This window comes from Prosthecobacter sp., from assembly GCF_029946185.1.
In the GTDB taxonomy this organism is placed as follows: domain Bacteria; phylum Verrucomicrobiota; class Verrucomicrobiia; order Verrucomicrobiales; family Verrucomicrobiaceae; genus Prosthecobacter.
In genome coordinates this window covers 1-5,044 of the sequence record NZ_JAQSEA010000093.1, presented here as the reverse complement: position 1 = coordinate 5,044, position 5,044 = coordinate 1, and the positions used below count along the sequence as shown (strand labels likewise).

3 protein-coding genes are annotated in these 5,044 nt (G+C 60.4%); 1 reads left to right on the top strand and 2 read right to left on the bottom strand.

Annotation, left to right across the window (positions count from 1 at the left end; genetic code table 11):
• Positions 1–371 precede the first annotated feature (371 nt).
• On the bottom strand, positions 372–1,313 hold the full coding sequence (locus PSV43_RS07260; protein WP_300195025.1) for a sulfite exporter TauE/SafE family protein: 942 nt from the start codon (positions 1,311–1,313) through the stop codon (positions 372–374).
• Positions 1,314–1,620: 307 nt separating this feature from the next.
• Positions 1,621–2,913 carry a DUF4013 domain-containing protein gene (locus PSV43_RS07255; protein ID WP_300195023.1) on the bottom strand — a complete coding sequence of 431 codons (1,293 nt, stop codon included), beginning with the start codon at positions 2,911–2,913 and terminating at the stop codon, positions 1,621–1,623.
• A gap of 107 nt (positions 2,914–3,020) precedes the next feature.
• Here PSV43_RS07255 and PSV43_RS07250 point away from each other — a divergent pair, with 107 nt between their 5' ends.
• Positions 3,021–4,679: a DUF1549 domain-containing protein gene (locus PSV43_RS07250; protein WP_300195021.1), complete on the top strand. Its 1,659-nt coding sequence runs from the start codon at positions 3,021–3,023 to the stop codon at positions 4,677–4,679.
• Positions 4,680–5,044: the final 365 nt, after the last annotated feature.

Genomic DNA, 5,044 nt, shown 5'->3' with positions numbered 1-5,044 from the left:
CGCCGTCGACCTGTCCTTCGTAGCTCGACTCAGGAGAGCGAAGAAGGAAGCCCATGATCAGCGATCAAGAAACAGCCTGCTAAACGGAAATGAGTTTTGCAAACCGCTATATCTTCTCGACTGCCCCCATCTTCCACCACTTCGCGCCGCCGCACACCAGCCCTGAAGGGGCTGCGTAGTACAGCCCAGGGTCAGCCGAGCCTTGGCGAGGCGACCCTGGGTTAGCATCAAACGATCAGGAAGCAAACCCAGCACTCCGCTAGACGCCAAGCCCACAAGCAGCGTCTGCAATGACCTCCGCCGCACCAAGAGCGTGCCGCCATCTCCAAAACCCACGATCAATTTCCATCCACCCTCTCCCCCTCTCCCCCTCACCCCCGGATCAGCCACACCGCCGCAAACGCCGTCAGCCAGAACAGCACATTCTCAAACACCTTCTGCGGCAGCCGTTTCAAAATCCACCACCCAATCACGACCCCTACGACCACGCATGGCATCAGCGTCAGATTCGTCATCAGCGACTTCGGATTGATGATCCCCAGATCCGTACTGAACGGCACCTTGAACAGATTGATGAACAAAAAGAAACGGCTGAAAACCCCGAGGTAGTCCTTTTTCTCCAAGTGCTGCGCCAGCAGATAAACCGTCATCACCGGTCCCGCCGCATTCGCCAGCATCGTCACCACCCCCGCCAAAAACCCCATCCCCCACGCGAACACCTGGTGCTCCGTCAGCGCGACAAAGTCCTGTCGCCGCTTGTTCAGCACCCAGTTGAAAATCAGCAGCAAAATAATGATCCAGCCGATCACCACCCGCGCCATCGAGTTGTCGAATTTACCCAGCAGCAGCCACCCCACCACCACCCCTGCAATCGCAGGCGGCACCATCGGCACAATGCGCCTCCAGCTCCCACCCTTGCGGTTGATGAGGAAGCCCATGAAATCCGCCGCAATCAGCATCGGCAAGATCACCCCCACCGACTGCTTTGCTCCAAAAATTTGCGCCATTAAAACCACATTCAGCGTCGAAGTTCCCGCCAGCCCCGCCTTCGACATCCCAATGCACATCGCCCCCAAAGCCGCGAGCACAAGCGACCAGACATCGGCAGGCAGGAGCGTGTGTTCAGTAAGCCAGTTCATCGGGCCATGACGAATGCCGCATGCCACCACACGAACAAGCTCGGATTCATTAAAGTACTGTCGAGCTTTAGCTCGTTCTGGAAACGCAGCGCCCTCTCGGACCCAGCCCGCCCATTTGAGGACGCAGCATCGAATAGCATTCATTTCCATGAGGCCTTCAAAAAACGAATGCAAGCTCGTGATAGCTTGAATCTGCTCCCGCTGGAGCATTGCTGGAGACGGGTTTATCCCCTGTCGCGCCATCCAGCCACAGCGTGAAGTGGTCCACACATTCAATGTGCGGTACCCACCGCGCACATGGCTATCCCCCCCAGAAGGCCATTTAGACTAACCAAATTGCCTCCGCCATCTTAAGCGCGTAGCGCTGGCACAATCGTAGCCGTGGGTGCCAACCCACGGTTAGCGCATCCCCCGATCGTTTCCGAATCCGTAGAACCGCGTAGCGGTGACACAAACCTCCTATCCCGCCACCAGCATCCTATCACAGCGCCATCAACGGCGCAGGCACCAGAAACGCATGCTGCTCCAGCAAACTCCACGCCCCGTTCCATGACAGGTACGGTGTAAAATACACCACCAGCGTGTACGCCAGCGCCACCGGCAAAATCCCCACCCTCGCCACCCATCGCGGAAACCAATGTCGCGGCTCTTCACGCCTCTTCGCCCGGCTCATCGCCCACCCGGTCAGAACACGCGCCGGAAAGATAAAGATCACAAACAGCAGGCTCGGCAGCCACGCCAGCTCACGCGGTGTCAGCTCAATTTTGAGCAGATACAGCGGCACCGCAAACAGCAGCGTGATCAGCAGCGCAAACCAAAACGCCAGCGGCGCGCGCAGAAACAACCTCCGCACCTCACGCAGCTCAAACAGGGCGCTGAATCGATCCGTCTGCGCAAAATGCGCCTGCAAAAACGGCAGATGCATCGCCACGAACAGCAGCAAAAAACCACCCAGCAGCGACAGCGCCACAGATCCCCCCACCGGCAGCCGCGTCGCCGCGAGCAGGATGCCCACCGGCACAATCAACCACAGCAGCGCTCCCACAAACCCACGCAGCCCCAGCCAGAAATAAAACGGCAGGCGCAGGCCGATCACGTAGTCGGTGATCATACCCTGAAGGTGGCCAAACTTCTGCGGCGCACGCAGCCAGCGCCAGAAGCGCAGCGGCTGCGGCCAAAGAAAGTGCCGCAGCTTCCCCCCGCGCACGCAGGCCCAAACAATGTGCGTGATCGTGAGGACAATGACCACGATCAATCCCGCATGCCACCCTTTGGCAACTCCGCTGCCAGGTGAAATCAGTTCAGCATCCTTCCACATCCTGGACAGCAGGCGCGCCGGCCAGACGACGATCCAAACACCTGCCGCGATGCTGCCAAGCACAGCCGCCTTGCGCACACCGATGAACGCAGCGCGAAACCGCCCCCTGCGCGCAATCGTCCCACTCACATGCAGCAGGTAGCCCAGACTCAGGAAATTCAGCACGGGAACAACCGAACACGCCGCCAGCAAAACAAGCAGCGCCGCAAGCCCAAACAGCCAGTCGAGCCCCGAAGCAATCCTTCTGAAAAACCCCAGCCGCTCCGTCAACGGTGCCACTCCGCTCGGACTGTCATGCGGCACCAGTTGGACCGTGTTTGGCAGTTCCACCGTCAGGAGCTCCGGTCGGATCGCGTCGGCTCCGGAGGCAGGTCGTCCCCGAGATGCCAGTGCTGCCTCGACCACAACGGGCAGGGAAGGGGGCAGGGGAGGAGGCAGCGTGGTAGGTTCGGGCATGCAGGTCAGCGTATGAAAGTCCGCTTTCGCCTGATTGTTGCGAAAATCGCGGAGAAACCGAATCTGCATTCGCGTGTTACAGACTCGCTCGAACGCAGCATCTCGTCATGGACTCCGCCCCACCCACCTCAAGCTGGCTGCTCTGGCTGCGCAATGCTCTCATCCTGGGCGCGCTGACTGCCGGTGCATTTTGGGGCGTGGCCGAACTGCTCGCCCCTCCGGTCGCCGCAGTGAAAAATGCCCCCGGACTTTCACCCGCGCAGTGGGAGGACATTCAGCATTCGGCACAGGCTGTGGATGCAGACTTTGAAAAAGCATGGGCACAGCAGCAGTTGCACCCCATGCAGAAAGCCGACGATCTCACACGCGTCCGCCGACTCTCTTTAGCGCTCACCGGCAGCATCCCCTCCTTGCAGGAGCTGCGCGTGCTGGAGTCGTTAAAAGGTGCGGATGCACCGCAGTGGTGGCTCTCCCACCTTCTCTCCGACCGCCGCACCAGCGACTACCTCGCGGAGCGCCTCGCCCGCGTCTATGTGGGCATCGAGAACGGCCCCTTCCTGCTCTATCGCCGCCGCCGTCTGGTGGACTGGCTCAGCGATGCCATTCAGCAAAACCGTCCCTATGACCAGATCGCACGCTCCCTGATCGATTCCAACGGCGTCTGGACCACCAACCCCGAAGTGAACTTCGTCACCGTGACGAACGAAAACAAAAAAGGCCCGGACGAAGTCAAACTCGCCGCCAAAGTCAGCCGTGCCTTCCTTGGCGTGCGCATCGACTGCGTGCAGTGCCACGACGGCAAGCTCGGCAGCACCTGGAAGCAGACGGATTTTCATCAGCTCGCCGCCTTCTTCGGCCAGGCAAACTTTGCCTTGAACGGCTTGCGCGATGACCCCAAGCAAAACTACAAGATCCGCTACCTCGGCAAGATGGAGGAAGAAAAGGTCCCCGCCAAAGTCCCTTGGAAACCCGAGCTCCTGCCTGCCAAAGGCACCCCGCGCACGAAGCTGGCCACCTGGGTCACCGCCAAAGAGAACAAGCCCTTTGCCCGCGCCATCGTGAACCGCATGTGGGCTCTCCTTTTCAATCGCCCCCTGATCGCACCCGTGGATGAAATCCCTCTCGACGGCCCCTTTCCTGCCGGCATGGAGCTGCTCGCAGATGATCTACTCGCGCACGACTATGACCTGCAGCGCCTCATACGTGTGATCGCCAGCACCAAAGCGTTTCAGATGTCCAGCCAGTCCAGCGACCCTGACCATCCAGTCACCACAGCGGTGGAAAAGGCCTGGGCCGCCTTCCCCGTCACCCGTCTCCGCCCGGAGCAGATGGCCGGCAGCGTGATCCAAGCCTCCTCGCTCAGCACCATCGACGCAGAGACCCACGTCCTCTTCCGCATCAAACGCGACGTTGACGTGAACAACTTCGTGAAGCGCTACGGCGACTCCGGCGAAGACAACTTCGACGACGCCGGCGGCACCATCCCCCAGCGCCTCCTGCTCATGAACGGCAACATGATCAGCAACAACACCGGCAACAATCCCCTCATCAACGCCAGCACCCGCATCGGCATGCTCGCCCCGGACAATGCCACCGCCGTAGAGACCGCCTACCTCTCCATTTTCACCCGTCGTCCCACGCCCGCTGAGGCAACCCACTTCACCAGCCTGCTGGCAAGCTCCAAGAGCAGAAACTCCCGCAGCAGCGCCATGTCCGACCTCTACTGGACCCTCATGAACGCCACCGAGTTCTCCTGGAACCACTAACGCCATGAACACATGCCACTCGGCCTACGTGATGAAGTCAGACCTGTTCCCGAACCGGAACGTCAAGTCAGGCGGCGCATGTCCAGTCATAGCGCCGAGCCATGTCGTAGGATGGGTGTGGCGACAGCCCGCCCGTCTGTCAGCGCCTCGCAACCTCCCCGGCGTACACTCTCCATCAAAGCTGGTCGGTTTGACGAAAGTAACATGCTGCGTCGCAATATCATCGACGCCAGACACATCCCACCTGCGGTCACAGCGGCACACTCCAAGCTCCGCCACCACCCCTAGCCCCACCCCGTCTCGTCGCTTTCCAGCCCCAACGGGGCTGCGTAATGCAGCTCAGAGTCGGCCGAGCCTAAACCCGT